The 25,693-nt window shown below is 55.4% G+C and carries 31 protein-coding genes and 1 pseudogene; 15 read left to right on the forward strand and 17 right to left on the reverse strand.

From position 1 onward, the window contains the following. Positions 1-225 precede the first annotated feature (225 nt). The 4 genes from xseB to ACQUQ1_RS18635 form a co-directional block, all read right to left on the reverse strand. Complete coding sequence (gene xseB, locus ACQUQ1_RS18620; RefSeq protein ID WP_435065728.1) at positions 226-408, reverse strand: exodeoxyribonuclease VII small subunit; 183 nt, start codon at positions 406-408, stop codon at positions 226-228. A gap of 2 nt (positions 409-410) precedes the next feature. After that, on the reverse strand, positions 411-1,454 hold the full coding sequence (xseA, locus tag ACQUQ1_RS18625; protein WP_435065729.1) for an exodeoxyribonuclease VII large subunit: 1,044 nt from the start codon (positions 1,452-1,454) through the stop codon (positions 411-413). An 84-nt stretch (positions 1,455-1,538) separates the two neighbouring features. Beyond that, the gene (locus ACQUQ1_RS18630; RefSeq protein ID WP_435065730.1) at positions 1,539-2,099 is read right to left on the reverse strand and encodes a TATA-box-binding protein; all 561 of its coding nucleotides are present in this window, start codon (positions 2,097-2,099) and stop codon (positions 1,539-1,541) included. Between the two features lie 75 nt (positions 2,100-2,174). Beyond that, the gene (locus ACQUQ1_RS18635) at positions 2,175-2,342 is read right to left on the reverse strand and encodes a DUF1931 domain-containing protein (protein WP_311173248.1); all 168 of its coding nucleotides are present in this window, start codon (positions 2,340-2,342) and stop codon (positions 2,175-2,177) included. A gap of 127 nt (positions 2,343-2,469) precedes the next feature. On the opposite strand from ACQUQ1_RS18635, the gene ACQUQ1_RS18640 reads away from it, so the two are divergent. From ACQUQ1_RS18640 to ACQUQ1_RS18655, 4 genes are all read left to right on the forward strand, one after another. Continuing rightward, positions 2,470-2,763, forward strand: a complete 294-nt coding sequence (locus tag ACQUQ1_RS18640; RefSeq protein WP_435065731.1) for a PadR family transcriptional regulator — start codon at positions 2,470-2,472, stop codon at positions 2,761-2,763. A 302-nt stretch (positions 2,764-3,065) separates the two neighbouring features. Continuing rightward, complete coding sequence (locus ACQUQ1_RS18645) at positions 3,066-3,539, forward strand: redoxin domain-containing protein (protein WP_435065732.1); 474 nt, start codon at positions 3,066-3,068, stop codon at positions 3,537-3,539. Positions 3,540-4,035: 496 nt separating this feature from the next. After that, entirely contained in the window at positions 4,036-4,215 is a 180-nt protein-coding gene (locus ACQUQ1_RS18650) for a hypothetical protein (RefSeq protein WP_435065733.1), read from the forward strand. A gap of 84 nt (positions 4,216-4,299) precedes the next feature. Further along, entirely contained in the window at positions 4,300-4,533 is a 234-nt protein-coding gene (locus ACQUQ1_RS18655; protein ID WP_435065734.1) for a DUF2249 domain-containing protein, read from the forward strand. Between the two features lie 29 nt (positions 4,534-4,562). Here ACQUQ1_RS18655 and ACQUQ1_RS18660 read toward each other — a convergent pair whose 3' ends face one another. Genes ACQUQ1_RS18660 through ACQUQ1_RS18670 form a run of 3 tightly spaced genes read right to left on the reverse strand, consistent with a single transcriptional unit; the run spans position 4,563 to position 6,532 of the window. Next, on the reverse strand, positions 4,563-5,246 hold the full coding sequence (locus tag ACQUQ1_RS18660) for a hypothetical protein (protein ID WP_435065735.1): 684 nt from the start codon (positions 5,244-5,246) through the stop codon (positions 4,563-4,565). Continuing rightward, positions 5,239-5,523 carry a sulfurtransferase TusA family protein gene (locus ACQUQ1_RS18665; protein ID WP_435065736.1) on the reverse strand — a complete coding sequence of 95 codons (285 nt, stop codon included), beginning with the start codon at positions 5,521-5,523 and terminating at the stop codon, positions 5,239-5,241. The genes ACQUQ1_RS18660 and ACQUQ1_RS18665 overlap by 8 nt, the downstream gene beginning before the upstream one ends. Next, positions 5,516-6,532 carry a hypothetical protein gene (locus ACQUQ1_RS18670; RefSeq protein WP_435065737.1) on the reverse strand — a complete coding sequence of 339 codons (1,017 nt, stop codon included), beginning with the start codon at positions 6,530-6,532 and terminating at the stop codon, positions 5,516-5,518. Before ACQUQ1_RS18670 ends, ACQUQ1_RS18665 begins: the two co-directional genes overlap by 8 nt. Positions 6,533-6,695: 163 nt before the next feature. On the opposite strand from ACQUQ1_RS18670, the gene ACQUQ1_RS18675 reads away from it, so the two are divergent. The 3 genes from ACQUQ1_RS18675 (at position 6,696) to ACQUQ1_RS18685 (ending at position 8,393) form a co-directional block, all read left to right on the forward strand. Then, a complete protein-coding gene (locus ACQUQ1_RS18675; protein ID WP_435065738.1) occupies positions 6,696-7,097 on the forward strand; it encodes a hypothetical protein in 402 nt (133 codons plus the stop codon). Positions 7,098-7,100: 3 nt separating this feature from the next. After that, complete coding sequence (locus ACQUQ1_RS18680) at positions 7,101-7,409, forward strand: CGCGG family putative rSAM-modified RiPP protein (RefSeq protein ID WP_435065739.1); 309 nt, start codon at positions 7,101-7,103, stop codon at positions 7,407-7,409. A 90-nt stretch (positions 7,410-7,499) separates the two neighbouring features. Then, positions 7,500-8,393 carry a hypothetical protein gene (locus ACQUQ1_RS18685; protein ID WP_435065740.1) on the forward strand — a complete coding sequence of 298 codons (894 nt, stop codon included), beginning with the start codon at positions 7,500-7,502 and terminating at the stop codon, positions 8,391-8,393. Between the two features lie 44 nt (positions 8,394-8,437). Here the strand turns inward: ACQUQ1_RS18685 and ACQUQ1_RS18690 are convergent, their stop codons facing one another. Continuing rightward, the gene (locus tag ACQUQ1_RS18690) at positions 8,438-8,680 is read right to left on the reverse strand and encodes a DUF2249 domain-containing protein (RefSeq protein WP_435065741.1); all 243 of its coding nucleotides are present in this window, start codon (positions 8,678-8,680) and stop codon (positions 8,438-8,440) included. Between the two features lie 317 nt (positions 8,681-8,997). Beyond that, entirely contained in the window at positions 8,998-9,261 is a 264-nt protein-coding gene (locus ACQUQ1_RS18695; protein ID WP_435065742.1) for a DUF2249 domain-containing protein, read from the reverse strand. A 91-nt stretch (positions 9,262-9,352) separates the two neighbouring features. Here ACQUQ1_RS18695 and fer point away from each other — a divergent pair, with 91 nt between their 5' ends. Next, positions 9,353-9,742 carry a ferredoxin Fer gene (gene fer, locus ACQUQ1_RS18700; protein WP_435065743.1) on the forward strand — a complete coding sequence of 130 codons (390 nt, stop codon included), beginning with the start codon at positions 9,353-9,355 and terminating at the stop codon, positions 9,740-9,742. A gap of 9 nt (positions 9,743-9,751) precedes the next feature. Beyond that, positions 9,752-9,982 (forward strand): ferredoxin, encoded by a 231-nt coding sequence (locus ACQUQ1_RS18705; RefSeq protein WP_435065744.1) that lies wholly within the window; start codon positions 9,752-9,754, stop codon positions 9,980-9,982. Positions 9,983-10,066: 84 nt separating this feature from the next. On the opposite strand, the gene ACQUQ1_RS18710 is transcribed toward ACQUQ1_RS18705, so the two are convergent. Continuing rightward, positions 10,067-10,933: a hypothetical protein gene (locus ACQUQ1_RS18710; protein ID WP_435065745.1), complete on the reverse strand. Its 867-nt coding sequence runs from the start codon at positions 10,931-10,933 to the stop codon at positions 10,067-10,069. Between the two features lie 134 nt (positions 10,934-11,067). Here ACQUQ1_RS18710 and ACQUQ1_RS18715 point away from each other — a divergent pair, with 134 nt between their 5' ends. Next, positions 11,068-11,535, forward strand: coding sequence for a metal-dependent transcriptional regulator (locus ACQUQ1_RS18715; RefSeq protein ID WP_435065746.1), 468 nt, complete (start codon positions 11,068-11,070; stop codon positions 11,533-11,535). A gap of 274 nt (positions 11,536-11,809) precedes the next feature. Here ACQUQ1_RS18715 and ACQUQ1_RS18720 read toward each other — a convergent pair. Together ACQUQ1_RS18720 and ACQUQ1_RS18725 are read right to left on the reverse strand one after the other, a co-directional pair. After that, a pseudogene (locus tag ACQUQ1_RS18720) lies at positions 11,810-12,309 on the reverse strand (molybdopterin-dependent oxidoreductase). A gap of 68 nt (positions 12,310-12,377) precedes the next feature. Further along, positions 12,378-12,728 (reverse strand): DsrE family protein, encoded by a 351-nt coding sequence (locus ACQUQ1_RS18725; protein ID WP_435065747.1) that lies wholly within the window; start codon positions 12,726-12,728, stop codon positions 12,378-12,380. A 581-nt stretch (positions 12,729-13,309) separates the two neighbouring features. Here ACQUQ1_RS18725 and ACQUQ1_RS18730 point away from each other — a divergent pair. Together ACQUQ1_RS18730 and ACQUQ1_RS18735 are read left to right on the forward strand one after the other, a co-directional pair. Further along, the gene (locus ACQUQ1_RS18730) at positions 13,310-13,690 is read left to right on the forward strand and encodes a cupin domain-containing protein (RefSeq protein WP_435065748.1); all 381 of its coding nucleotides are present in this window, start codon (positions 13,310-13,312) and stop codon (positions 13,688-13,690) included. Beyond that, a complete protein-coding gene (locus ACQUQ1_RS18735) occupies positions 13,687-13,992 on the forward strand; it encodes a cupin domain-containing protein (RefSeq protein ID WP_435065749.1) in 306 nt (101 codons plus the stop codon). Before ACQUQ1_RS18730 ends, ACQUQ1_RS18735 begins: the two co-directional genes overlap by 4 nt. A 129-nt stretch (positions 13,993-14,121) precedes the next feature. Here ACQUQ1_RS18735 and ACQUQ1_RS18740 read toward each other — a convergent pair whose 3' ends face one another. Next, on the reverse strand, positions 14,122-15,486 hold the full coding sequence (locus tag ACQUQ1_RS18740) for a hypothetical protein (protein WP_435065750.1): 1,365 nt from the start codon (positions 15,484-15,486) through the stop codon (positions 14,122-14,124). Positions 15,487-15,666: 180 nt separating this feature from the next. Between ACQUQ1_RS18740 and ACQUQ1_RS18745 the strand changes: the two genes are divergently transcribed. Further along, entirely contained in the window at positions 15,667-17,511 is a 1,845-nt protein-coding gene (locus tag ACQUQ1_RS18745) for a multicopper oxidase family protein (protein ID WP_435065751.1), read from the forward strand. A gap of 24 nt (positions 17,512-17,535) precedes the next feature. Here the strand turns inward: ACQUQ1_RS18745 and ACQUQ1_RS18750 are convergent, their stop codons facing one another. The 3 genes from ACQUQ1_RS18750 to ACQUQ1_RS18760 are packed head-to-tail and all read right to left on the reverse strand — an operon-like array spanning position 17,536 to position 22,261. After that, a complete protein-coding gene (locus ACQUQ1_RS18750; protein WP_435065752.1) occupies positions 17,536-19,323 on the reverse strand; it encodes a ribosome biogenesis/translation initiation ATPase RLI in 1,788 nt (595 codons plus the stop codon). Further along, positions 19,320-20,900, reverse strand: a complete 1,581-nt coding sequence (locus ACQUQ1_RS18755) for an acetolactate synthase large subunit (protein WP_435065753.1) — start codon at positions 20,898-20,900, stop codon at positions 19,320-19,322. The genes ACQUQ1_RS18750 and ACQUQ1_RS18755 overlap by 4 nt, the downstream gene beginning before the upstream one ends. Further along, entirely contained in the window at positions 20,900-22,261 is a 1,362-nt protein-coding gene (locus ACQUQ1_RS18760; RefSeq protein WP_435065754.1) for an NAD-dependent succinate-semialdehyde dehydrogenase, read from the reverse strand. Before ACQUQ1_RS18760 ends, ACQUQ1_RS18755 begins: the two co-directional genes overlap by 1 nt. 229 nt (positions 22,262-22,490) lie before the next feature. On the opposite strand from ACQUQ1_RS18760, the gene ACQUQ1_RS18765 reads away from it, so the two are divergent. Both ACQUQ1_RS18765 and ACQUQ1_RS18770 read left to right on the forward strand, forming a co-directional pair. After that, positions 22,491-23,552 carry a DUF2249 domain-containing protein gene (locus tag ACQUQ1_RS18765; protein ID WP_435065755.1) on the forward strand — a complete coding sequence of 354 codons (1,062 nt, stop codon included), beginning with the start codon at positions 22,491-22,493 and terminating at the stop codon, positions 23,550-23,552. 437 nt (positions 23,553-23,989) lie between these two features. Next, positions 23,990-25,114 carry a hypothetical protein gene (locus ACQUQ1_RS18770; protein ID WP_435065757.1) on the forward strand — a complete coding sequence of 375 codons (1,125 nt, stop codon included), beginning with the start codon at positions 23,990-23,992 and terminating at the stop codon, positions 25,112-25,114. A 259-nt stretch (positions 25,115-25,373) separates the two neighbouring features. Here ACQUQ1_RS18770 and ACQUQ1_RS18775 read toward each other — a convergent pair whose 3' ends face one another. Continuing rightward, positions 25,374-25,688 (reverse strand): CGCGG family putative rSAM-modified RiPP protein, encoded by a 315-nt coding sequence (locus ACQUQ1_RS18775; protein WP_435065758.1) that lies wholly within the window; start codon positions 25,686-25,688, stop codon positions 25,374-25,376. Positions 25,689-25,693 lie beyond the last annotated feature (5 nt).

The following is a 25,693-nucleotide window of genomic DNA, read 5'->3' on the forward strand; positions in this document are numbered from 1 at the left end:
TGGTGACTGCCCGTGTGATCATATGTGCGGGGTGGGTATGCACCGGTTGAGCCCCGGTCCATGGTGGTGCGATAGCTGGAAGGTCGGTATATGCTTTCTGGCTACTAACTGGCGCAAAAATCTAACGTAAATTATAATCGGAGACCTCGTTCATTTGCAAGGATATTATTAACCAACAATGGAGGTTAGCTTCGGTTGGATGTTGGTTAAGGTTGGTATGGTACTCTACTCGAATTCCACGACGTCTCCACGCCCGTTGTCGAGGATTTCTCGCACTTCAGCCAAGAGTTCCCGACCTTCCTCGTGGAGTCTTGTACCTTCATCGAGGCCACACTCGTCCGCATCGAGCTGCTCAATGATTTCCTCGACACGGCTCAGCCGGTCGTGAATCTCTCGGTCGTTTGCCACGCTCAGATCACCCCCAGCCACAGTCCGGTAATGACCAACAACAGCAACAGCAGCACAGCAATGGCAACCTTGTAGTAGATCGGCGGGAGCCCCTCGGGTGCGGCCGCCTCGTCGACTGCTTCGGCGAGTTCCTGTTCGTGTTCGTGCTCTTGCTGGAAAGTTTGGTACGCAGCCTCGAGTTGCTGCTCCAGCGGTTCGACCTCACTCGCAAGGAACTCCTCGCGGGACTTGACGATGTACTCGCCGGCGGCCGTTGGCGTGATCGCGGCCATATCCGCCACCCGATCCGCGATCAGCCGGTCATCAGTGTGCCCAATTGCGGTGACGATCGGCGTGTTCGCGGTGAAGATGGCCTCCGCGACCCGTTCCGTGTTGAACGCCTGGAGATTCGAGTCACTCCCGCCGCCGCGACCGACGATGATCGCGTCGACGTCCTCCGAGCGATCAAGATGATGAATGCCGTTCGCGATGGATGTCGGCGCTTCCGATCCCTGGACGGTCGCATCCTTCACCAGAATGTCGACAGTAGGGTCCTGCTCGTGGATCGCACTCTGGATATCGTAGCGGGCATCCCCACGAAGAGAGGTCACGACACCGACTCGCTCCGGAAACGCCGGCGGGCGCTGTTTCTGCTCGTCGTCGAACCAGCCGCGCTCATCGAGTTCACTCCGCAAGCGTTCGACGGCTGCGGCCTGATCGCCGTCGCCGACAACGATCACCTCCCATGGTTTGAGGTCGATTTTCCCGCCCTCGACCCAGTAATCGATATCGCCTTCGAGGATGACCTCCGTGCCATCCTCGAGGTCGACGTCCATATTCCGGTAGCGGTTCGCCCAGATCATGCAGGGAAGCTCGGCGTCGCCGTCAGTGAGGGTGAAATAGAGAGCCGTACTGTTCTGATGGAGATCCGTGACCTCGCCAATACAGCGGACACCGTCGAGAGCAGGCGTGTTCTCGATGGCCGATGCAATCCGCTCGTTCAGCTCCTGCACTGAAAGAACATCCCCGGAGCGAACGTCATCTACCTCGCGTTCAGCATCGGCCATCGATCCGACTTAAAAAGTGGGTAGGAGAGAGAAAAATGTAACCCCCAGTGGCAGCGAATCCGACGACCTGGTTCGAGCTCCCAATCAGTCCAATAATCCGAGATCGGTGAGTTGGTCTTCGATCTTCGTGAGGGCTTGTTCGGCGTCATCAATCTGCTTGCCGCCGGTGATGACGAGCTTCCCACTGCCAAAGAGAAGCGCGACGACGTCCGGATCGTCGAGCCGGTAGACGAGCCCGGGGAACTGTTCGGGTTCGTATTCGATGTGTTCGAGCCCCAAGCCGATCGCGATGGCATTCAAATTGAGTGTGTGGTCGAGATCGCCACTTGAGACGATATTCTGGATTTCAATCGCTGGAGAAGCAGCGACATCAACGCCCAACTCGCGGAGTTCGTCGAAGACGTGCTCAAGGGCCGTCGTTACGTCGTAAACGCTTTTCGCACCCGTACAGACGACTTTCCCGGAGCGGAAAATGAGTGCTGCGGCTTTTGGATCGTGCATCCGATACACGAGACCAGGGAAGCTATCGGGATCGTAGTCGGTCGCTCCGAGGTCTTCGGAGAGCGTTTCAAGATCGAGTTCCTGGCCGATATCGGACGATGCAACCACGTTCTCGACCAGAATTGACTCGGTTGTGACACTCATAGCTGTACCTTCCAGCCACGAGCATCTTAAAACAGTGAGTGAATTCGAGCGGCGGGAGGGTTCGTTCCGAGCGACCTAGAGATCGCGGGGCTGGACAGTTTTCCGATCGTTTGCCTCGGCACGTCGGGCTGCATCTTCGAGCACTTCAGTTACTTCGTCATCCAGCGCCTCGTAGAAATCCGCCGAGACGTTGTGGTCGTTGAGCGCTTCTTTCACGGCCGATTTGACGATCAGGTCTGCCATACGCAGCGATTGTTCTCCCGTCCTCTGTATAAACATACAGGTATCTGATTCGGTGTCTGTGGGGTGTTACTGCCATCTGAGGGGCAACAGACGTATGCGATAGCGCTTCGTATCAGAGAGCGAGACAATGTACGACCTGACCGGGTTCCAGCGCGACCTCCTGTACGTGATCGCCGGCCTCCAAGAGCCCCACGGTCTCGCCATCAAGGAGGAACTCGAGGAGTACTACGAGAAAGAAATCCATCACGGGCGACTCTACCCGAACCTCGACACACTCGTCGAGAAGGGTCTAGTCGAGAAAGGTGAGAAAGATCAACGAACGAACGTCTACACGCTAACTCGTCGGGGCCGTCGTGAAATCGAGGCCCGACGTGAGTGGGAACAGCAATACATCGAGCGCATAGCATCTGTACCGGCGTAACCCGGGGCACAACTTTCGATCGGGTTCTCATCGTCAGTGTGGATCTTCAGGCGCAAACGCATCCCATTGATTTCGATTTCCTCGGGAATATACTGGTGTCGTGCGTGCCGACCGGATCTGAGGACAACCGTATCTCTTCGTCATCTCGGTAGATTCTTTTTCGATCACTCTTAGAGAAACAGCTATTAGAAAGATGAGGAGAATCCTCTCTTCAGTAGCGTGCAGATCTACCTCTCTGATAACGCATAAGTGGAATTTATTCGGACCGGTTTTTATGACTATTCAAGTGCAACACTACATCGATGCTCGAACAAGGCGATACTGCCCCGACGTTCTCCGCGACACGTGGTACGCGTGATCATGAACCGTTCGACCTCGAGAATACGATAGGCAACGGACCGACTGTGCTTGCGTTCTTCCCGGGCGCCTTCACGCCGCCCTGTACAAATGAGATGGTCGCCCTCCAAGAGCGACTCGACGAATTTCAGGCTGCTGGCGCAACCATTCTTGGGGTGAGTGCTGACTCGCCGTTCTCCCAAGGTGCATTCCGCGAGGAACACGGTATCGAATTTGACCTCGTCAGCGACATGGCGGGCGAAGCAATCCGAGAGTACGATCTCGAAATCGACATCGAAGAACTCGGGCTGTACGGAATCGCGAATCGAGCTGTGTTCGTCATTGATGAAGATGCGAAGGTTCGGTACAACTGGATTGCTGATGATCCGACGAACGAGCCAGACTACGACGAAGTTCTTGCCGCTGTCCGGAGCGTATAAGGTACGAGACGGCGGAATATCTACCCGTATATTCTCCATTCATCTATCCGGCCAACTATTCAATCTCACAGGGATGTGAATATATGAATAGCGGCCGATTTTTTACAAACGGCTAATGGAATAATATTCGGTGAATTTAATGATATCACACCCGCATTCGGTAATCTCTGTTGCTTGGGGGAAATCAACAGTTATAGTTGACTGGTCGGGATTTTGCGCGGAAACGATTGTCTCTTGTAACGAGTCTTCGATCTCGTCAAAGTGACATACTGACGCCGTTTCCGGTATGTTTGTCACGGGCTCTATGATAATCTGTGTTAGATTGCCAGTCATTCACTACCATAGTATGCTCCTTCGGTAGTACGTTGGTTGTCGCGAAGATATTTTGTTATTGATTGAAGTGATGGACAGTTCTCTAACTGCAGGGTGTCTTGAGGACAGGGAAGCGAATCAATTCGGACGAATATCCACCTTCGTGCGTGACTTTAGACTATCCATGCCAACGCTGTCATCTGCAACTACTTATTTTGGGCTTGGACTTGGGGCTCTATGTGCCGTTGCTGGACTCGTACTCCACGGAATCGAAGGCGGCCTCTTGGGAGGTCTTGTTGGGTATTTCCTCGGAAAAACGATACAGAGTATATTCTGGACGCTTTTCGGTGGCTATACGACGTGATTTCCCCCTCTCGGTGACTTTCACCGGTTCCTGAATATCTTCGCGATAACCGTTTCGCTGGAAGGGTATGACGTTACCACTGGAATGACCGAACAACAACTCGACTTGCGTGAAATTCCGCCACCACAACGACATCCGAAGATATTCAAGGCGTTTGAGGAGGTGGAGAGTGGTGACGCGCTGACGCTCGTCAACGACCATGAGCCGACACCCTTGTATCATCAGATGGCTGCTGAAGTTGAATCGTTTGATGCCGAGGGCTATACTGTCGATCGCGTAGGGGCGAACGAGTTCATCGTAACGCTTCCGAAGAAATAACTCGACGATCAGAATACAGTTACGGAAGCTCACCCGGTTTTCTCGACGGTGAACGGGCCACCATCGGCAGGCGCATCAAGAATCCGCTGTACACGGCTATACCACTGTTTCCGGAACCCACGAGCTTCGTCGTCATCAGCGGCACCGGCAACGATTTTTGAGAGCGTCTGCATTGAGGGGCCGCCACCGGCATCGGAATCGACGCCAGCCCCAGAGGGGTCGAACGAGACGATGACTGCTGTATCGTTGTCGGTTCGTTCGAATCGGAATGCACGTCCAGAAGCGTCAACGTCACCGAACGAGAGAAGGTCGTTACGACCGCCGAATCCCCCAAAGCCGGCGAATCCAGTTTCGTCAGCTGCGCCAGTGATGTGTCTAATCACGTTCGCCATAGGGCCGAGTCCCGAGTCGCTTGGCTCTCCACCGACAATGACCTCGATGTCTGATCGTACCGGATATCCGTCGGGATAGAGTCGCTCGAGTGCGAGTTGCGTACTTCGGTAAGCACCGGCCACAGCTGGGCAGGCGTGGCCGGCTACCTTCGCTACGTCTGCAAAGGTCACAACGAGTGGTTCATGTTCGGGAACCATCCCCAGTACCTCTGCGAGAGGATCACGAATCCGGATCGGTTCTGCGTTCGCGAGGTATTGCCACGGCGTTTCGTCTGTCGGTTGTGTTGGACTGTCGGCTGTTGTGGTTTCGTGGTTACTCATGATGAATCTCCAGGTAGGTCGTGTACTCCTTGCGGAGGAGACGGCCGCGCTCACTCTCGATTGCGAGCAGTTCGTGCGGTGTCTGTTCTGCCAGTTGTGGGTACTCCTGTTTGGCTCGTTTGTCGGTACTCTTTACGACCAGTACAGCGCCGTCTGATAGGTCTTCGAGCGCCCGCTGTACGCGGGCGATTCCACTCGCACAGCCACGCCCTCGGTTATCGACGGTCATGTCCGATTCAACATCAGGGGCTGTGTCAGGTATCGTGGCTTCAGTCATCGTTTGCTACCTCTGCTGATTCTTCGATCGGTTCGCTGTTTTCCGATTCGCTCCTTCTGGTACTGCCTTCGCTGAGATCATCAAGTTCGCAGACGCCTTCGATCGGGGAACAAGCCCGCCACATCGGGCAGAGCTTGAAGATGACCACGAGCAGGCCGATGAATCCGACCTTTGCGAGGACAGCCAGTCCGACAGTGCTTCCAAGATACAATGAAACGCTCGTTCCGAGGCCGTCTACGGCTTGGTAGAGGCCAGTAAGGAACAGCGTTGGGATGATGAACCGAACCGCCCACCGAAATCGCTCGAGTTGCTCGCCCGCTGCTTGAACGACTCGAACGGTCGGGCGCTTTTGCCCCGTAGGAACTGCGACGAAGATGTTCCACACCGCACCGCCGATCCATACCGCGAACGCCAAGAGATGGAGTATCCGGACGCCGACGGCGACCGGATCGAGACCACGCATTCCTACTTCGATGATAGCCGTCGCGATGACGACCGCCAATGCGAGTGCCAGTGCAGCCAGCCCGACCCTGCTCCGAAACTGGTGCTCGATAGTGGCGTTCCGATGTGTCGTTATGACAGCGAACACCATCCATACTGCTACCAACGCGGCGTATCCGAAGACGCCTATCGTCTGTCCGACCGCTCCGAGATACCTCCAAAAGACAACTATCCCACTGATCGCAAGCACAGCAATGGCACCGGCGGCGATACGGTCGAATCGATCGTACATTTCGGCACAGTAGTCGGCAGCTTCGGTTCCGAGATCTCCCGGACGTACGAAGAGATGCTTCCAGACATACCCACCCGTGAGGATTCCCAGTGCGACGAAGTACGCCCACTTAGCTACAGCGAGTGTTAGGGCAGCGGTTCCGTTTAGAGTCGTGGTAACCCATGTGCCGACCAGTGAGGCTACTAAAATAACCGCCAGCGCAATTTTCGGGAGCGTATATCTGTCGAAGAGCGCATCCGTCTGTTCTGCAACAGTCTGAGTTTGAGATTCCGGCATGGCGAGTGGGATCCCTTCAATGGATGATTAGGTTACCCGAAACTAAGTTTCGTGGCGGAGATATTCGGCCGAGGTGACTCGGTGGCTCGCCGGAAACTCTCCTGGTATGGAAACGATATCTGTCGATCGGGAATACGACGCTCCCGAACATCGCTTGCGCTCAGTGTTTGAAGATGTCACTGCCTTTTTCGATGCTGCAGGCTTCGATGTCGATCGGACCCACGACCGGCTTGAGCTATCGAAACAGGTAGCCGTAACCCGGTTTGAGCTGGACGTTAAGCTACGCGAGACGGAATCGGCCACGCTCGCGTACGAACAGGTTTCAGGTCCCTTCAAAGAAATGACGACCCGCTACCACGTCGATTCGTCTGCAACTGGTAGCTGCCTCACCATAGAGACGTCATTCGAACCGCCAGCGACTGGGTTTGGGTCATTTCTGAATGGAACTGTGATCAAGCAGCAACGCCGTATGGAACTTGATGCGGTTGCTTCACTGCTGAAGGTGAATGACGAGACTTCAGGACAGAAAATCGAGGGCCCCTCTGTTACAACTGGGGACGATTGATGGATGGCTAATACGTACGCGGACCGCGAGCCGGTTACGAGGCGAACACATGATCATCCGTGGGTTGCCAACCTTGAAGCGGATGAGCACGCCACCAATCAGCAGCTCACTGTCGCCGAAGCCGTGGACGCGGTCGAACAAACACAACCAGACCACTTCGTTGATCTTGTGACCCACGAACAGCACGGTCATCCGATGTCGTATCTCTACAAGGCAGTTCGATCCATAGACCGATCGGTTACTCTCTCTGATGAAGGTCGGTGCTCTTGTGGTGGATACGTCACCCGCGTCACGGTATATCGTCGAGACTGAGATGATTACTGCAATGAAAAGGATGTGTCGTCTCTGGAATGCGAATATCTCGGGAAGTACTTTCCCGTGGCAAGGGCGTATAGTAAGACGATGAATATGGGAGAGTCGGCAGATAACGCTCTAACGACAGTCGAGTGGCGACACATATCGTCTGATGGGATATCTCCACCTATCGTCCAGCGGATCCCCTATGTCGAACTAAAACTCGAACATCCCGAACTCGAATCGAGCGGACACAGCGACCGTTTCTTTCCGGACGCGGTTCCATACGGACTTGATGACAACCCGCGAGTATTCTATTGGCGGTCAGCGTTGGCGCCATCAGCTGGTGAACCGAATGCTTGGCAACTAGCCTGTGCCACTACGCACGAACTTGTCGGGTATGACTCGCTTCCAACCGATGGGCCATCGCTCGTTACCGAAGGTGCGAGCGGATCGATACTCGTTGTCGACGGGACGATTGCTGGTGATGCAACGACCAGTCACGTAGCATCGTATACGGCTCCGGAGCTTACTGTCGATGAACAGTCCGATACAGATATCAAATTGACGGTAAACGGAACCCAATACAGCGTTTCAATCGGTGAACGACGTCGAATACGCCTCAATGAGCAATACATTCAGCCGGCGTCAGGAGATGGAGATCCCACACCAGTCACGCCGGAACTCGTTGTCCGCTATCCTGGACGGCGCGAACTTCACCATCCGGCTCGTGGCGCGATGTATCGGCTGTTCCCGTCGTTTGATCTCAATCTTGACGAGATCCCTAACCCATTACCTATCCCGACCACGGCTGGCGAACTCGACGATGCAGCCTTGGCAACGAAATTAGGTGTCGATCTATCACAGCGTCCCTATCCCGAACGGGTCCTCTGGCAAGCGTTCGCGTACACAGCATTCGACGTACACACTGACGCGATCCCGGAATTAACACAGTTTGGCACGGGACATATCGTGCTTCGAATGGGCAACGAGGCAACGTAACAAGTCGACGGCGACTCACTATCTTTAGTCCATCTTTGCGGTGGTCAGAGTCGTTCTCTCCTAATTTCGACGTGCCACTCTTCGGGCGATGGATTAGTGGTCTCGTATTCGTAGCCGCGGTCCTCCAGAACGTCATAGAGTGGTTCCGGTTCGAAACTGTTGATCAACAGGAGTGATTCGTCGCTGGAAAGCTCCTCAAGCGTGGTCATGATATTATCAAACGGTTCGCCGTCGATTTCTCGCACATCCAGCTTTCGGTCTACCTCGCCAAACCGTTCCGAGCTCATACCCAACCATTCGTACGCGGAGAACTATACGTTCGCCCGATGACGTTCGCCCCGGTCAGGTAGACACACCATCCGAATATGGGTTTTCTGAGCAACATCTATCCCGGTAGGCGAACAACAGGCACTATGGGCGATCCTGCGTGTTATCGAGATTACTGTCCAGAGTGCGATCTCGAAGTGACGATTACAGATGAGGAGTGCCCAGAGTGCGGCATAGAGCTGCCCCAAAATTGCGAATAACCCGATAGCACGAGAATCGGAGCGGGGAAATTACGAATTCCATTATAGGCCGACGGTCGGGTGAGAATAGGTGATTCTCAGTCTTTCCAGATTACTGTGACTACCTCATCTCCGGATTCGAGCGTATCATACTCGTATCCCCTGTCGTCTAATTTCGGATATAGATGCTGTGGCCGTCGGTCGTTTAGCTGAATTAGGACGACTGTGTCGTCTATCTCCGAGAGCTGTTCTAATGTGTTGCGTAGTGGCTGAGGCGGGGGTAACTCACTGGCATCGATGGTCTCACACGGCCGGTTTTCCGGTGCATCAGTCTGTGACAGGTACGAGACGGTCCGTTCCATACCGTTCACATTAGATTTCCGAATAAACGACTGTTCGGCCGAAGGTATTCCCATTGAGAGTCATACGAAATGGGGCCGTACCAACCAGGTGATGCCTACCATCGAATACCTCAATTACGACGTGGTGGATGACAAGGGATGGGACATCCACGACGAGAGGAACTTCGATCAAGCCGCGGAGTTAGACCTCTCGGAGGAGGATTACGGTACGTTCGAGTGTAACGAGGGAGAATACATTCTCGAAGCAGCAGAAGCCGAGGGATACGACTGGCCGTTTTCCTGTCGGGCCGGGGCCTGTGCGAACTGCGCCGCGATCATTGTCGAGGGGGAGATCGAGATGGATATGCAGCAGATTCTCAGTGACGAGGAGATTGAAGAAAAGACCGTCCGACTCACGTGTATCGGGTCCCCTGCGACCGACCACGTAAAACTCGTCTATAACGCGAAACACTTGGATTACCTGCAGAACAGGGTGATTTGAGGTAATCAGATGTATATCGAATTCGACCGCGACACCTGTGTGGGGATGTTCAACTGTGTCGAGGAGTGGGACAAATTCATCGAAGATCGGGACGCTGGCAAAGCGAGACTCCTCGAGAGCGATGAAGACCGGGAAGATGTTTACGTCCGAGCCGTGCCTCCTGGAGAAGAGCTCGATGCAGAAATGGCCGCTCGGGTCTGCCCTGTTGATGCAATTACCGTGTACAAGGATGACGACTAAACTGATCTGCCTGCTGCATTTCTATTCCACCGATATCGCGGGAGACCTGATATTCTCGCTCACCAAACCCGGTGAGGTCCTCGATCAGTTTGCTCGTTTGTAGCTGGCGATCACTAAGCCGGTTAGAACGACCAGTATGAGCAACTTGAGAATAATGAGATGGCCGAGAAGAGATTGGAGAAGTGCGGGAGCCGAAAGCCCGATAAGACGATCAGTCTGATAAGCTCCGCTCACCGCGAGGAGGACGATAATAATTGGAAGATGGCGACGGAACTTCTGCGCCTGTGATTTTACTGGGGATGCGGTACCAGGACGAGTTCGAATCGTGGGAAGGACGACGAAATTGTGCCAGACAGCCCCACCGATCCAGAGTGAGAACGCCCCGACGTGACCTAATCGTACTATCCAGTTAAAGGGAGACGTACCTGTTTCGAGCCACGCAAAGCTACCGAGCGAACCGAAGGCGACGAGCAGTAGACTAGCTCTGAGTACTGTCCGCCGGCGGGTTGATCCATCAGTGTACCACCTGATACCGCCCCAAATAGCTAATGCACAAATGAGTGCGATAGCGAGTGCCAGGTCTACGATCCCAAATGGATCGTTGCTCATACTGAAAGTGACATAAGCAGTTCCGGAGAGGATGGCTCCCCAGACAGCGACAGCTTCGATTCGTTCCCACCGATTTTGAACGTATCGACAGTACTCAAGATTGTTGAATGTACTTCGATCAAAGAGTGCGACCCGCCAGTAGAGACCCCCGACGAGGACACCGACTGAGACAACGAGTAGCCACGTGACAATCCGATTTTCAAGGGTATCAGCTATGTGGGTGACCCAGATACCCGCGAGCGAGCCGCCAAACAATAGTCCAAGAACAACTCGTGGCTGCAGTCCTTTTGTGAAGGGACTTCTTCCAAATCGTGAAACCTCTCCGTTTTCATTTTCCTCCATCTCTCTGGGTGACTTTGTATTTAGGCGTGCCTAAACTAAATGCTGGGCCGGAGATATTCGACTGATAAGTCGTCTACGACGGGGCGAAGGAATTCGGGAATATGTATTCGACGGTAGATGATCAACCGAGGAGTATGGCATCAGAACCGAGGACGGGGATCTCGTCGTCGTCTCCACATTCACTGTCCGATATCGAACGAAGCGCAGCACGATATCTCTTTGCGATTTCTGCCCTCTCAGAGTCCAACTCGAATCGAATCGCGACTGGTGAGTTGCAGGAGTATTTGGATGTTACCCCAGCTAGCGTCACAGAGATGGTAGCGAAACTCGACGAACGTGGATTGGTAGAATACGAAAAGTACCAAGGAGTGATGCTCACGGACCAGGGGGATGCACTCGCTACAGAGGCAGGCTGGCGATTTTGTGTTGTTTCGACCTTTTTCGAATCGGTGTTAGATATGAGGGTTACCGATGAGACAGCATTCGATATCGGATTCGTGTTACCGAAAGATGGTGTATTCCGTCTCCGCGATCTCGTCGATTCGGCCTGTCTTGGGCTCTGTCCGGCTTTGGACGACGACTCGAAGCGGTGCATGGCCTAAGCAGAGGTACGAAATTCCCTGTTTACCGAGTTCTGTCTCCACTCAACGGTGTCAAACGTAACTGCCTGTACTAAGCGTCCCACAGCTGATGTACAAGTCCAATAGCCACTGCCTCCTAGTGGGATCGGTCACCAGTATTTCAGTTACCCGTGTCGTCTAAATTGTCTACTACTGCTCTTGGCTGGCCAAGCACATTACTCTGATACGTCTCTGGGAGTGGCCCCAATATACGGAATAATCGCTAATTGGTAGGTTCTGTCCCCGCAGGGGGCGCTCATTCCAGTCTGCTAGTTGCAATTTTCTCGGCGGTGTCGCCGGCAACTGGCTTCGAGTTATGAACCTCTATTGCCGTTACCCATTTGATGCTCTCCCAACAATCCGAGTTAGTGGTGGTTGGCACGAGTCGGGCGGGCCCACCGTGTTTCACCGGAAGAGGCTGATCGTCGATTTCGACGGCGAGAAGCGCATCAGCTACGCGATCTATAGGGAATGAACAGGCGTACTCGGCGTCCATCGCGTGGACGAGTGCGTAGTCGGCAGTGGGCTTGAGATCGGCACGGTTCAGGAGGGAACTGACGCGTATCCCCCGCCACGAAAGATCCTCTGCGACCCACCCTCGATGCACTCGAAGTCGTCTACAACCGTCCCGACGGGAAACTCCAATAACTCCTCCTGATCGATACGAAGCGGGTTGGAAACAGCACCGGTGACCTGGAGTGTCCAATCGCTCGGGTCAATTTCAGCCGGAACTTCGTGAGTTCGTAGTTGGGACATAGTATTTTTCGGTGATGGGTGCCTATTTGTCGTGTTCAATCACTGATCAAGTGACCAAAATGGGATAGTTACACAGTGTGGAGTTCATATCCCTCCTCGACGAGGGCGGCGATATCCGGTCCATGTTCGGTGCTCTCGATCTCGAACCCTTCCCGTTCGACGGCATCGGCAACGCCTTTGAACGTTGCACAGTGGTCACAGACACCTGCAATGAGTCCTCGCTCTTTGGCTTGCTCATAGGCCTCAACTGCGGGGCCCGGATGATCTTCGATTCCATCGAACCAGTATGTCGCTGCACCGTCGAAGTAGACTGCGACATCGTGGCCGGCTTCGTCCAATTGACGAGCATAGTTAAGCGGATTCGCGAACTTACCCGGTGTTTCGGGAGACGACAACAGCAGGAAGGCGTGTTTGGACATCTGGTGTGAGTTCGGGGGCGACCCCCATATGCTTAGTCGCGAACATCTCGTTCGGTTCGTTCTTCCCCGTTGGTATCGCTACTGACTAGCGTTGACCCCAGCTTGACGAAGGACATCTGTACTGAAGGTCGGTTCTGGACGTTCATCCTTCGAGGAACTCGTGGAATTTCTCATCATTAGACTAGTTGACTATGGACGAACTGAATATATTCGCAACAACTTATTTTAAGTCTCTCGCCAGAAATCCATCTGGATGAGTTTAGGCCAGCCTAAAAATATGAGTCGGGAACAGAGCGGCAATAACCCCCATTTCCGCATCATGCAGATATCATGATACGAAACCATCTCCGGCATATCCATCATACAATCGACGACAAATCCCTCCCGATCCGAGGTGCGATCACCCTCGTAGCGTTGCTTTCACTCCCCGTCTTTGGGACTGGCGTCCGCGCCCTCGGGAGTGCACTCGGACTCGGTCGGCTAGTCCTCCCATTACTGGTACTCGCCCACGTACCGGCTGTAATCGTACTCATCGCAGTCTGGTCAATCGGTTGTGACATCTGTCGACCGGAGGGATCAACGTGACGGCTACCGATTTCGATACGGAGCGGGCATACGACGATGACCAATTCTCGGCAGTCGAGGTTTTCCGAAGTGACCGGATGAAGGTCGTCTGTGGCTACTTCGAACCGGGGCAGTTTATCCCGGTTCACGCCTCATCCAGTGACGTCGCGATCCACATCCGTTCCGGAACCGGACTCGTCCGCGACGGTGACGAGGAACACTCTGTCGAATCCGGCGACGTGATTGTCGTCGAAACAGATACTGACAGGGGCATCAAGGCCAATTCCGACTCACGGTTGGAAGCCTTCCTCGTTACTGCGCCGCCGCCCACCGACGTCGAACACGAACCAGTCCGCCAAGGACTCCAGCAAAACGACTTCGACCCACAAAACCCATGACCACGATCCGGACACTCGACGAACTAGATGGACAGCCACACGCGAACGTCTTCCCCGATGCGGAACCGAAGACGATCAGGCTCACACTCGACGAGGGTGAAGGAGTCGCTCCCCACTCACACCCCGACCGCGAGATTATCTTTTATCTCATCGAAGGAACAGTCGAGTTACAACTCGGAGACCAGACACACGAACTGACGGCAGGCGATATTGCCCACTTTGACGGCGATCAAGAAATCGCTCCTCAAGCTATCGAAGAGACGAGTGCATTGATCGTCTTGGCATCACGATCAGACGATTGATTCAGCCCTCAACGAATGTAGATCGTCCCAGGTGAAGAACTGAAACACTCGTCCTTTCCAGCTCGTTGAATCCTTTAGACAATATCCGTCAAAGTCGGGAAAACAACTATTTGGCAAGACATCCCTCTACTACTCTTTGGTAGGGTGCTCCCCTGTTGCTCTTGATCGCTGGCGGGGGTCGAGCGAGCCCAAGAGAATTCGACCTAAGGAGTGTGGACTGTGGTCGCGGATGACGAATATCATGTTTGCACTAAAAACGACGATTCCGAGGCTAACGAGCCCGCCACCGATGATCTGGAAAATCGACGAAAGCTGGAACCACTCCGACGCGACGAGTACAAGGGTGCCGCTCACCAGCAACGTCGCATCTGTCGCTGCGATCCTGCTGTCGTAGAGGTCGTCGATCATCGGGACATCTTCGAGGCCGAGGAGATCACTGTATCGATGGACCCAGATGATGAACGGAATGATGTGATAGAGAGTCCCGAGGACGACGAATCCGATAGTGCCGAGAACGAAGAGGTGGACTGCTCCTGGCGCACCGAATAGGTGTTCCGGCGCAGTGGGGGTCTGTAGCCACGCTGGTATCGTGACGAGCGCCCACGCAGCTAATCCCGGCACGACGATCGCATACCGGGTATGCATCGGTGTCCAGGCTACTTGCATTTCATAGAGTTTCCGCCCAAGAATCGTACTGAAAGCGAGCGCTGCCGCCAGTATGAGCACAGCACCAACTTGGGCGACGAGTACTGTCTCCAGTACTCTGCCAACCGCCAGTAGGACGACACCGACTGGATGACCGATCTCTTCGATCGGCTGTAGATACTCGTCGACGCCGTGGAGTTCGGTCTGGGTGAACATCGTTCCCAACTGATAGAGGGCGCCGTAGACGGTCGTCAGGATAGCGCCGAAGACAGCGATCGTCGCGTGCATTGCCACGACGTTCGGGCGGTTGACAGCGACGTGTGCGAACACCGGCCTCGTGAAATCGAGGGCAAGAAGAAAGCCCAGCACGGTGAGTACAGCAAAGAACCCCAGCGAGAGTAAGAAGTGGCGCTCTGTTACGTCGTACGAGTCGAGAGAGCGCAGTGTCCGCCCGATGTTATAGACGAACGTCCAGAATCCAGCGAGCATGAGTCCGCCAAACGGGATGAGCCACGCGAGCGAGTTGAGTACGAGACCCGTAACGAACCCGACCAAGCCGACGACGACGAGGGTTAGCTGTGCGCTCGCAAGTCTGCGAGAGTGGAGGGTAGCGCCCGACCAGACGGGAACGAACTGGGTCATCGCGCCCATGATCGTAATGCAGATCCACCCCGCTAGCAGCAGATGGACGTGCGCCAGCGTTCCGAGCCCGGGGATAGCATCGACGACGATCCCGATTCCAACGAGGGTTCCGCCAAGAAGAAACCCGAGTCCGACGACGAAGTGTCGTAGCGGAAGCGTCATTGGAGGTTGTTGATCTGTCTCGAGGTTTCCCGGTATTGCGCCCATATTCACAGATAGGACGTTGCCTCCCTGACTGTCGTTCCGAATATATTCTCTCGAAACGAGAGGGGGGAGGCATCATCAACTGCGTCGTGTACTCTGTCTGAATTTGAGTGTGGGTACGCTTACTCCCGAATCGATTCCCCCAGCCCCATACATCCGTGGGTCAGCTACTGACGAAATATAATGAGTGACGGAATCGGCCTTCCAGAGATCGGTGTCTCACGGCGTGAGTTTCTCGTAGCAGCTGGGGTGACCGGCACGTCGGTTCTCGCAGGGTGTTCGACTGGTGCACCTACTGCACCAGCGGCTACGGATAGGACAGAGACGACGGAACGAGCGACAGCAACAGATCATTCGACCCCCAGTCTCGATAAGTGGGTCGACGAGGTACCACGCCCAGGAGTTATTGACCCGACTGGAACGAAAGATGGGCATCCACGTTACGAGGTGGAAATGCGAGAAGTCGAGCAAAAGGTCCATCGCGACCTCCCACCGACGACCATCTGGGGATACGACGGCCAGTTTCCTGGCCCGACGATTGAAGCTCAACAGGGGGAGCCGATCTACGTCCAGTGGCAAAACAAGCTTCCGGACGACCATCTCCTGCCAGAGGATCCGACCATCCACAGCGATTTCATCCCATACGATTCGCCGGGTACACGGGCCGTGACGCACCTCCATGGGGGGAACATCGAAGCCGCAAGTGACGGCGACCCTCAGGCCTGGTTCACGCGAGACTTTCAAGAAACAGGGCCCGCGTTCGAGAAAGAAGACTACTACTACGTGAACGACCAGCCGCCAGCGACCCTCTGGTATCACGACCACTCGCTCGGAATCACGCGGTTGAACGTATATGCCGGACTCGCGGGCTTCTATCTCCTCCGAAGCAACCACGAACAGGATCTTGATCTTCCGGAAGGCGAGTACGAAATTCCGCTCGTACTCCAAGATCGAAGTTTCAACGAGGACGGATCATTGCACTATCCGACTACCGTCCCGGACGAGCAAGACGGTGATGGCGGTTCGTCTCCTGAGCCGAGTCTCGTCCCACGGTTCTACGGCGATACGTCGGTTGTCAACGGGAAGGCCTGGCCGCGACTATCCGTCGAGCCCAGAAAGTACCGGTTTCGCATCCTCAACGGTGCCAATAGCCGGTTTTACAACCTCAAAGTGCTCTCGTATGACGAACAGTCCGGCGAAACTGACGGCGAGGGGCCTCCATTCGTCCAGATCGGGAATGATGGCGGCCTCCTTTCAGAACCGGTCACAGTTAACGATCGGCTCGAGATTGGGTCGAGCCAGCGTGCCGACGTGATCGTCGACTTCACAGAGTACGCTGGAGAGACATTACTCCTCCACAACAACGCACCGGCGATGTATCGTGGAACAGTCGGTGCCGAGCAGGATGACCAGGAACCACTCCCTGAGATCATGGTCTTCGACGTGAGTGACTCAGCGAGTGAACAGGATACCAGTCAGATCCCGAGTAGACTGACAGAGGTACCAACTATTCCTGTTGATTCGGCTGACACCGAACGGTATCTCACACTTGCTGTACAGGCTGACGACTACGGGAGACCGCTCCACTTGCTCGGTACCGAAGAGCAGCCAGCAGGTCTCAGGCTCACCGACCCGGTCACCGAGGAGCCGACACTCGGCGATACCGAGATCTGGAGTCTCGCCAATTTCACCGGGATGTCCCATCCGATACACCTCCATCTCGTGCATTTTCAGGTGTTAGGACGGCAGTCAGCTGGCGACTATGATCCGAACGAGAACGATATCGACCCAGCTGCACTCGAGACGCCTGAGCCATACGAGTTCGGGTGGAACGACGTGGTTACCGTCGACCCCGGTGAAGTAGTCCACGTAATCGCCCACTTCGGGGAATATGAGGGGCTATTCAACGACCAAACGGGAGATTATATGTGGCACTGTCATATGATCGAACACGAAGATCACGACATGATGCGCACATTCAGAGTACTGGAAGAGGGGGAAACCGATGGCACCGAAGACCAGCAGTAAATCAGCACTCGGACTGGCTGTGGACTATCGATTATAGTAATATTCCCCGTTGGCTTTCTGTTCTCGGTCAAGTTGGCTGCCAGGCTTGTTGACCCGTGGACGTCCCGTCCGCTCATCGCGACGGAACGTAATCCCAAGCGATAAGAGAAATGTGTTCATCCCGTCTCGTACCGACTGCGGTGGATTCGCGTGCCCATGATCTCCGGGGGTTCCGTCGAACACAATCAACCGATCTGCGACCCGGTCAATCACGAAGAGGTCGTGATCAACGACGAGGGCCGGACGATCTGTTCGTTTGCTAAATTGGTGAATCTCGTCAGCGAGAGACACGCGCCGATCAACGTCCAAGAATGCAGACGGCTCGTCGATGAGATACAGATCAGCATCGCGAGCGAGACATAGTCCGATGCCGACTCGCTGAAGTTCGCCGCCAGAGAGCGAATCGAGGGGGTTGTCGTACAGCACCTCGAGGTCGAACGGATCCCGGATCCATGTTTTGAAGCGCTGGGAGTGGATGTCAGTAACTGCTGCGAACCGCTCACGGACTGTCTCCTGGCTATCCGGCGTTATGTACTGTGGCTTGTACGAGACAGAGAACGTACCCGGAACAGCTCCGTTGTCAGCTTCGATACTCCCTGCGAGTAGTTTCACGAATGTCGTCTTCCCGAGACCGTTCTCTCCGACGATGCCAATCGATTCACTCGCGTAAATCTGACCAGGGTCGACTGACAATGCGAATCCGGCAAACTCTTTCTGTAGTTCCGGGTACTCGAGGGCTGGGTCTTCGTTGGGCAACCCACGCTCGCTGGCTGAAGGGAATTCGATGGCATTCCCCCGAATCCGAACGTTCTCCTCGGTCAGGTATCCATCCAGAAACTGATTGATACCAGCACGAACCGAGAGTCGTTGGGAGACGACCCCGAATCCTCCCGGATCTCCATACAGGATATGAATCCCATCGGAGAGTAGATCAAGCATCGCTAGATCGTGTTCGATGACGATCGCTGACGCATCGGTATCCCGGATACGTTCGTGGATTACTTGGGAAACGGTCGACCGTTGTTTGGCGTCCAAGAAGGATGACGGTTCGTCGAACAGGTAGAGGTTCGCGTCGCTCAGCAGAGTCGTTGCGATGGCAACGCGCTGTCGTTCACCACCGGAGAGGTCACGTAAAGACCGGTCACTGATTGACCGAAGTCCAAGTTCATCGACGAGATGACCCGGATCGGTCGATCGAGAGGTCAGCCGCTGTCGCACCGTCTCGTCATCCGTGTCGGATAGTGAGTCGACTCGCTGGCTTTTATAGGCCGTTGTAACCGCTCCGTCACGGAGCCGTTCGAGATGTGTCTGGAGCGTTGTCCCTCGGAACGATTCGACCGCCTTACCCCAGTTGATCCCGTTCGGGGTTCCGAAGTTCGGCACCAGTTCACCCGCCAGGATACGTAGAGCGGTTGTCTTCCCAATCCCGTTCCGACCGAGAAGGCCAATGACCGAGCCATCGTCCGGTGCCGGGAGGTTGTACAGTCGGAATCCGTTCTCGCCGTACTGGTGGACGAGTTGACCAGTTTCGGAGGGGAGTGGGACGATTCGGATTGCGTCGTTAGGGATTTTCTTTTCGATCAGCTTGTGCTCTCCCATCACCTTACTGTCATCGATGTGGAGTTCGCCGTCCTCGGTGACATGAAACCCTTCGTGACCGGACCGATTTAGTGGGTCGTACTTGATTGCGATGTTCCGTACTTCGTCGGTGACTTCGTCTTGGTCAATGATTGCGACGTATTCTTCGCTCTGTGACTCGGCAGGAGTGGTCATTCGACGGGGACCTCGATGAGTGCCATATCACCACCGACCGCAGACGTGATTACCTCTTTGAGGTCGGATCTCGATTCCGGCCGATATCCATCGATACCGAAGCTCTCGGCGAAGGTCACGAGATCGGGATTAGTTAGTCCGGTTCCAAACGACTCACCCGTATGATCGCGTTGTTTCTTCGAGATGAGTCCGTAATCGTTGTCGTTGAATACAATGATGGTGTAGTCACAGCCAGAACGAGTCGCTGTCTCGATTTCGGCGGCATTCATCAGGAACCCACCGTCCCCAGTCGCTGCAACGACGTTCGCATCGACTGCTAGATCGGCTGCGAGACCGCCCGGAACCGCGATACCCATTGAGGCGAGACCGTTCGAGATGATACAGGTATTCGGCTCGTACGTCGGGAAGTTTTGTGCGATCGCCATCTTGTGATTCCCGACGTCTGATACGAGGACGTCTTCGGGCGCCATCGCCTCGCGCAATACCGGGAGTACCTCTTCGAGGGTGAACGGAGCCGTCTCCCGTGGAGTCCGGTCGACGTCCGAGACAATTCGCTCTCTGAGGTCCGTGAACCACCCTGTCTCGAAGGTCGACCCAGCGGACTGGTACCAATCAGTGAGATTCCGCAGCGTTCGACCGCTGTCCGCGATGACCTCGATGTCAGGATCGTATGCTTCGTACACTTCCGCAGGCTCGCTATCGATGTGAACGAGCGGAACCGTCCCATTGTTCCAATCAGCCGGGTCATGTTCGGCAATATCGTAGCCGACGGTGATGACGAGATCCGCTCGAGAAATGGCTACTGCGGCTTCACCATCGGTTCCGGAACCGAGCGTCATCAGCGAGTGCTCGTCGGCATCAGACACTGCCCCCTTCCCCATATACGTCGAAATGACCGGGATACCGGTCTCCGTGACGAATTCGCGGAGCTGTGTCGCGGCTTGCGTCCGGACGGCCCCGTTTCCGGCAATCACGACCGGTCGCTCTGCTGTTCGTAGGAGTTCCTGGACCTGAGCGAGCGTATCAGGATTCGGGGCAGCGAATGGAACGCGGTCCCGGGATTCAAGCGGCCGCATGTCAGTTTCCTCGGCGGCGACGTCTTCAGGAAGTTCCAAGTGTGTCGCACCGGGTTTTTCGTACTCGGCGACCTTGAACGCCTTCCGGACGGATTCGTGGACGATGTCTGGACTATCGAGCTGAGTGTTCCACTTGGTCACAGGTTCGAACGTCCGCAGTACGTCGATAGCCTGGTGGCTCTCCTGGTGGAGGCGTTCGAGTCCGCCCTGCCCGGTTATCGCGACCAACGGACTTTTGTCGAGATGCGCGTCGGCGACGCCCGTGAGAAGGTTCGTCGCACCCGGACCGAGCGTCCCAAGACAGACGCCTGCATCGCCGGTCAGGCGGCCATGGACGTCAGCCATAAACGCCGCGCCCTGTTCGTGGCGGACCGGGATGAACGTCACTTCGGAGTCCCGAATGGAGAACAGCAGATCCTCTAACTCCTCGCCGGGAACGCCGAACACGTGATTGACGCCCTCGCGTTCGAGGCAGGCGACCAGTAGGTCCGAGGCTTTCATTATTCAACCCACACCGTCTTGCGGTTGACGAACTCCTTGATTCCGGCTTCGGAGAGTTCGCGCCCGTATCCTGAGTCTTTGACCCCACCGAAGGGGACTCTGGGGTCGGATTTTACCAGTTGATTCACGTAGACACAGCCGGCGTCGATGCGGCCTGCAATCTGCTCACCTCGGTCACGGTTTTCGATCCAGATGCTCGCTCCGAGCCCGAAGTTTGTGTCGTTAGCTTTGCTGACTGCCTCGTCCTCATCGGCAACCTCGTACACCGTGGCGACGGGACCAAACGTCTCCTCACTGTCGGCAGGACACCCCTCGGGGACGTCGGTCAGAACCGTGGGTGGGTAAAAGACTCCCTCACGATCGAGAGGGTCACCGCCAGTAACGACCGTCGCCCCAGCATCGACACTCTCCACAACCTGTTCGTGTAACTCCTCCATAAGATCCTGCCGGGCCTGGGGGCCGACATCGGTTCCCTCGTCCATCGGATCACCGATTGTGAGCGAGTCGATTTCGTCGACGAATGCATCGAGGAAGTCGTCGTACACGTCCGTATGGACGATGAAGCGCTTTGCAGCGATACACGACTGACCACCGTTCTGGTTCCGTGCCCATGCGCCAGTCTCGGCAGCCTCGACGACATCGGCGTCGTCCAGTACAACGAACGGGTCGCTCCCGCCAAGTTCTAGCACCGTCTTCTTGAGGTGTTCGCCGGCTGTAGCGGCAACGGACCGGCCAGCCGGACCACTCCCGGTCAGTGTCGCCGCCCGAACCCGGTTGTCTGCGATGACGTCGTCGACGAGATCCGAGGGAATCAGGAGTGACTGGAAGACTCCTTCCGGATAGCCGGCTTCCCGGAACACGTCCTCGATCGCGAGCGCACATCCTGGTACGTTCGAGGCGTGCTTGAGGAGTCCCACGTTCCCAGCCGTGAGGTACGGGGCGGCGAACCGGAACACCTGCCAGAATGGGAAGTTCCACGGCATCACCGCGAGAACGGGCCCGAGTGGTTCATACTCGGTTTTGACTGTCGAACCAGGTGGACTCGGATGAGAATCCGAGTCGAGATAGGTACTCGCATATTCCGCATAGTGGTCACAGACCCAGGCACACTTCTCGACCTCTCCGATGGCCTGCGTGATCGGCTTGCCCATCTCCCGCGTCATCGTCTCTGCGTACTCCTGTTTGTTGTCTCGGAGAACGTCACCCGCAGCTGCGAGGAGCTGCTCACGCTCACGAATCGATCGGGTACGCCAGCTGTCAAACGCCTCGGTCGAACGGTCCAACGCTTCTGTTACGTCACTCTCAGTGTGTTCCTCATACGTCTCAATCCGAGTTCCGGTGGACGGATCGACTACATCCATAGGGTCTAGTAAGCCGTGATACAGACGTATTAGTATTCAGGCGAATCGAATCCTGCGCTCTACTTTACGTCATGGAGACACGACGCTAGATATGTTGTTATTATTATAATACGCAGTTTGATCACGTTAATCGTCGTCACCGCCAGTAGGTGCCAGCCTGCATACCTCGTAGAGAGTGCGAATCCCTTCGGCACAGGAATCTTCCGCCTACTCCAAGACTCTCTACTAGATGACCGACAAACTCGACTTGCGTGATCGGCCGGAAGAAGACCATCGCACACAACTCTTCAATACATTAGATGAGACTGAACCGGGAGACGATTTCGAGGTCGTAGCCGAGGATGACATCGATACTCACCTTGTCCGCTACCAGATCGAATACGACCGCGTAATTGAATGGGAGTACGCAGATCCCGACGCAGAACCCCGAGAAGTCCGGGTGGCCGTCGGAGAGCCCCTCGACGACGCGCTCGGGGCCATCGACGTCCGTGACCTGAAGCCACAGCGGCGACACGAAGCCCTCCTCGAGATATTTGATGAACTGGGCGTAGGCGAGGGATTCGTACTGGTGAACGACCATGACCCGAAACCCCTATACCACGAACTCAAATCGATGCACGGAGAGGTGGTCGACTGGGAGTACAGGAGCCGTGGATCCGGAGAATGGCGGGTCGAAATCATCAAAACTGGCGATTCTGAGGCCACCGATGAGGATATCGTCACGCGGTACGATGTCCGTGACATCCCCAAAGAGGAACGCCACCCCACGATCCACCATCGGTATGGGATGCTTCCCGAAGGGGGGACGTTAGAACTCATCGCTCCGCACGAACCAAAGCCGCTTCATCAGGAGTTTCGCCAGCGGTACGGTGATTCGTTCGTCTGGGAGGTGGTCGAATCGGAACCGGGGCGCTGCCGAGTTCAGATCACGAACAGCGATAGCACCGACAAAAACACCAATCGAACTGATTCCGGCGACGACGTGACGGCATCGCCGTCGGATGAGGAGCGAATCGAAATCGTCGAGGAACACGATGTCAGGGATCTACCACCGGCTCAGCGCCATGAACGCGTGTACAAGGCGTACGACGAATTAGAGACCGGGACTGGATTCGTGCTGGTGAATGACCACGACCCGAAGCCGCTGTATCATCAGTTCGAGGCCGAGGCGGGACCGGAGTTCCGTTGGGCGTACCGCCAGCGTGAACCGGGCGAATTCAGAGTGCTGATCGGGAAGGCTGAGAACCCTACGGACAGTGGATCCGGTGAAAAATCGGAAACCCCGTTCTAGCTATGTCAGGGGGAAAAGTCAAATCCGAGGTCAGGGTCGTATTCCACCCCCAGGAGTGGGTGGACTCACCCGGTGAGGCTCACCACCGAGATAAGAAACAATTGATCCCCGCACGAGAGCGGGATCCGGTCACATATACTGTTCCGAAAGTCGACGCCACAGACGACGCCGGAACGGTCTTCGCAGACGAGTCGTACGAGGCAAACCTGTTGCAGGCACATTCTGCGGCACCAGCGTGGGTCAACGACTGGGACGGGCCATATTATGTTCGAACGGAAGAAGGATGACTGACGGTTCGATCGATTCGGACTGTTCCCTCGGGACACCGGTCGGGGTGATCCCGGGATTCTCTCGTGTGTCCGCATCGCTCGATATCGACTTCTGATGGATGAGTGATCAGTCGTGACAATAGGACTATATGGCAAGATTCGGGTCAGATGGTTGTAACGGTCCACGACCTCCGAAGTAAAGCAGACCAGCTGTTAGACGCGCTGGATGTCTACGACCAGTTCGTCAAGGAATGGCCTTACGAACCCGGCGAAGTTCCGGACAGAATCGAAGGATACCTCGCAGAACTCGATAGCGATACGTCCGGATCTGGATCGTCGCCGGAGGTTACGTTCGCCACTGAAGTCAAAAGGTTATATTACGAAGCCTGCGAGGCAGAAGCCACTTATCTGCAACAGGCTAGAGAACGAGGACAACCAGAATGGTCCCAGATCGTGACGGAGGTTGAACCGGTACGGAAGGCAGCCCGAGGAGTCCATACGGCGGGATATGAGATTGATTCCGAAACGGACGAGTTAGACTATCGATTGCCCCGGGAGCTATGTCCTGCACATCTCGTGTCGATGAATGGCGGTTCTTCGCCGATTATCTACGAGGATAGGGTTACTCAGTACCAGGCCGTCGCCGACTGTTTTAGCCTTTCACCCGAGATCGTTTATCATCCGGGATCGGGACACGACGTGAGCCCTTCTGAGACGTTTACGGAAAGCCGTGTCGTCTACGCCGATATCGACGAAGCCGCGATGACCCATCTGAAACGCGCGGGCTACGAAGCGGTCGGTACCGATGCCACAAAATATGAACTTGAGACGGACGCCGACGTAATCATATTCCGGAACGCCGGGCTGCTAGAAGAAGCTATCGTGGCGGGGAACCTCCAATCAGGCGGGTGGGTCCTCGCCAACGATCACCTGGAATCGGCCCAACACCTAGCTCGGATGGATTCGCTCAAACTCGTCGGAGTCGTCCCGGATGTATGGACGGGAAGTTCTGCGCCAGTCGAGACGAGGAATTTGGGTGCGTATCTCTCCCAGCTTGATCCAGATCAAGAACACTCCAAGCAATTCCGGGAACCAGCACAGAAGCCAGTCGACAGCGCGGGACAGTCATGTACCAGTCCAGCCGCGATTGAAGAGGAAGACGAAAAGGAAGCGACCCTCGGAGACACCAGGAACGCCCTCAACCCAGGGCGAACTACTGGAGGATCTGAATCGGGTGTTCCGACCACAAAAGGAACGCCGCTTGATCTCTACATCTTTCGAGACGTCAGTTGACCGAGTAGCTCAGCCCACCAGACGGTTCCGGACACCGGAATCGGCCACTGTGGGATTATCTGTCCAACCTCACACTCACCCAGACAACGATATAAGCCCCCTCGCTATTTTTTGTGAGGAGGTATCTCGCCGTTCACGGTAAGGGAGTATCACGGCATCGTTGAGGTGCTACTGTCGATTATCACCCTACTGAGACGGTTGTCTACTCGAGCCTTGGACTCAAGCCGAGGTTGTTTCGAAATACGGGAGCAGCAACGCTTCATACGTGAACGCGGAGGATATGACCGCCACAGTTGCACTGGCAGATGTACTCCCAGTCAATATTGTCACCGAACTCCTCGTGGAGGGCCGGGTAGAGATACTTCGACGGATGACCGTGTTCTTCGTGGGTGACGAGCTGGACGTGGGTGCCTTCGACAGTGTTTTTGATGGCCTTGATGGCCTGTTTGACGACTAATTCCCGGTCAGCAGCGTGTTCTGGCTGTTCAAGATCTGCTGCCCAAGCGTGGTCGTGAATGCGATCCGTAACCGGTTCGGTACCCTCGTTGTCGTGACTGGGGGCAGTGTTCGACATCGTTA

The sequence above is a fragment of the Halobaculum sp. EA56 genome, from assembly GCF_051195075.1.
In the GTDB taxonomy this organism is placed as follows: Archaea; Halobacteriota; Halobacteria; order Halobacteriales; family Haloferacaceae; genus Halobaculum.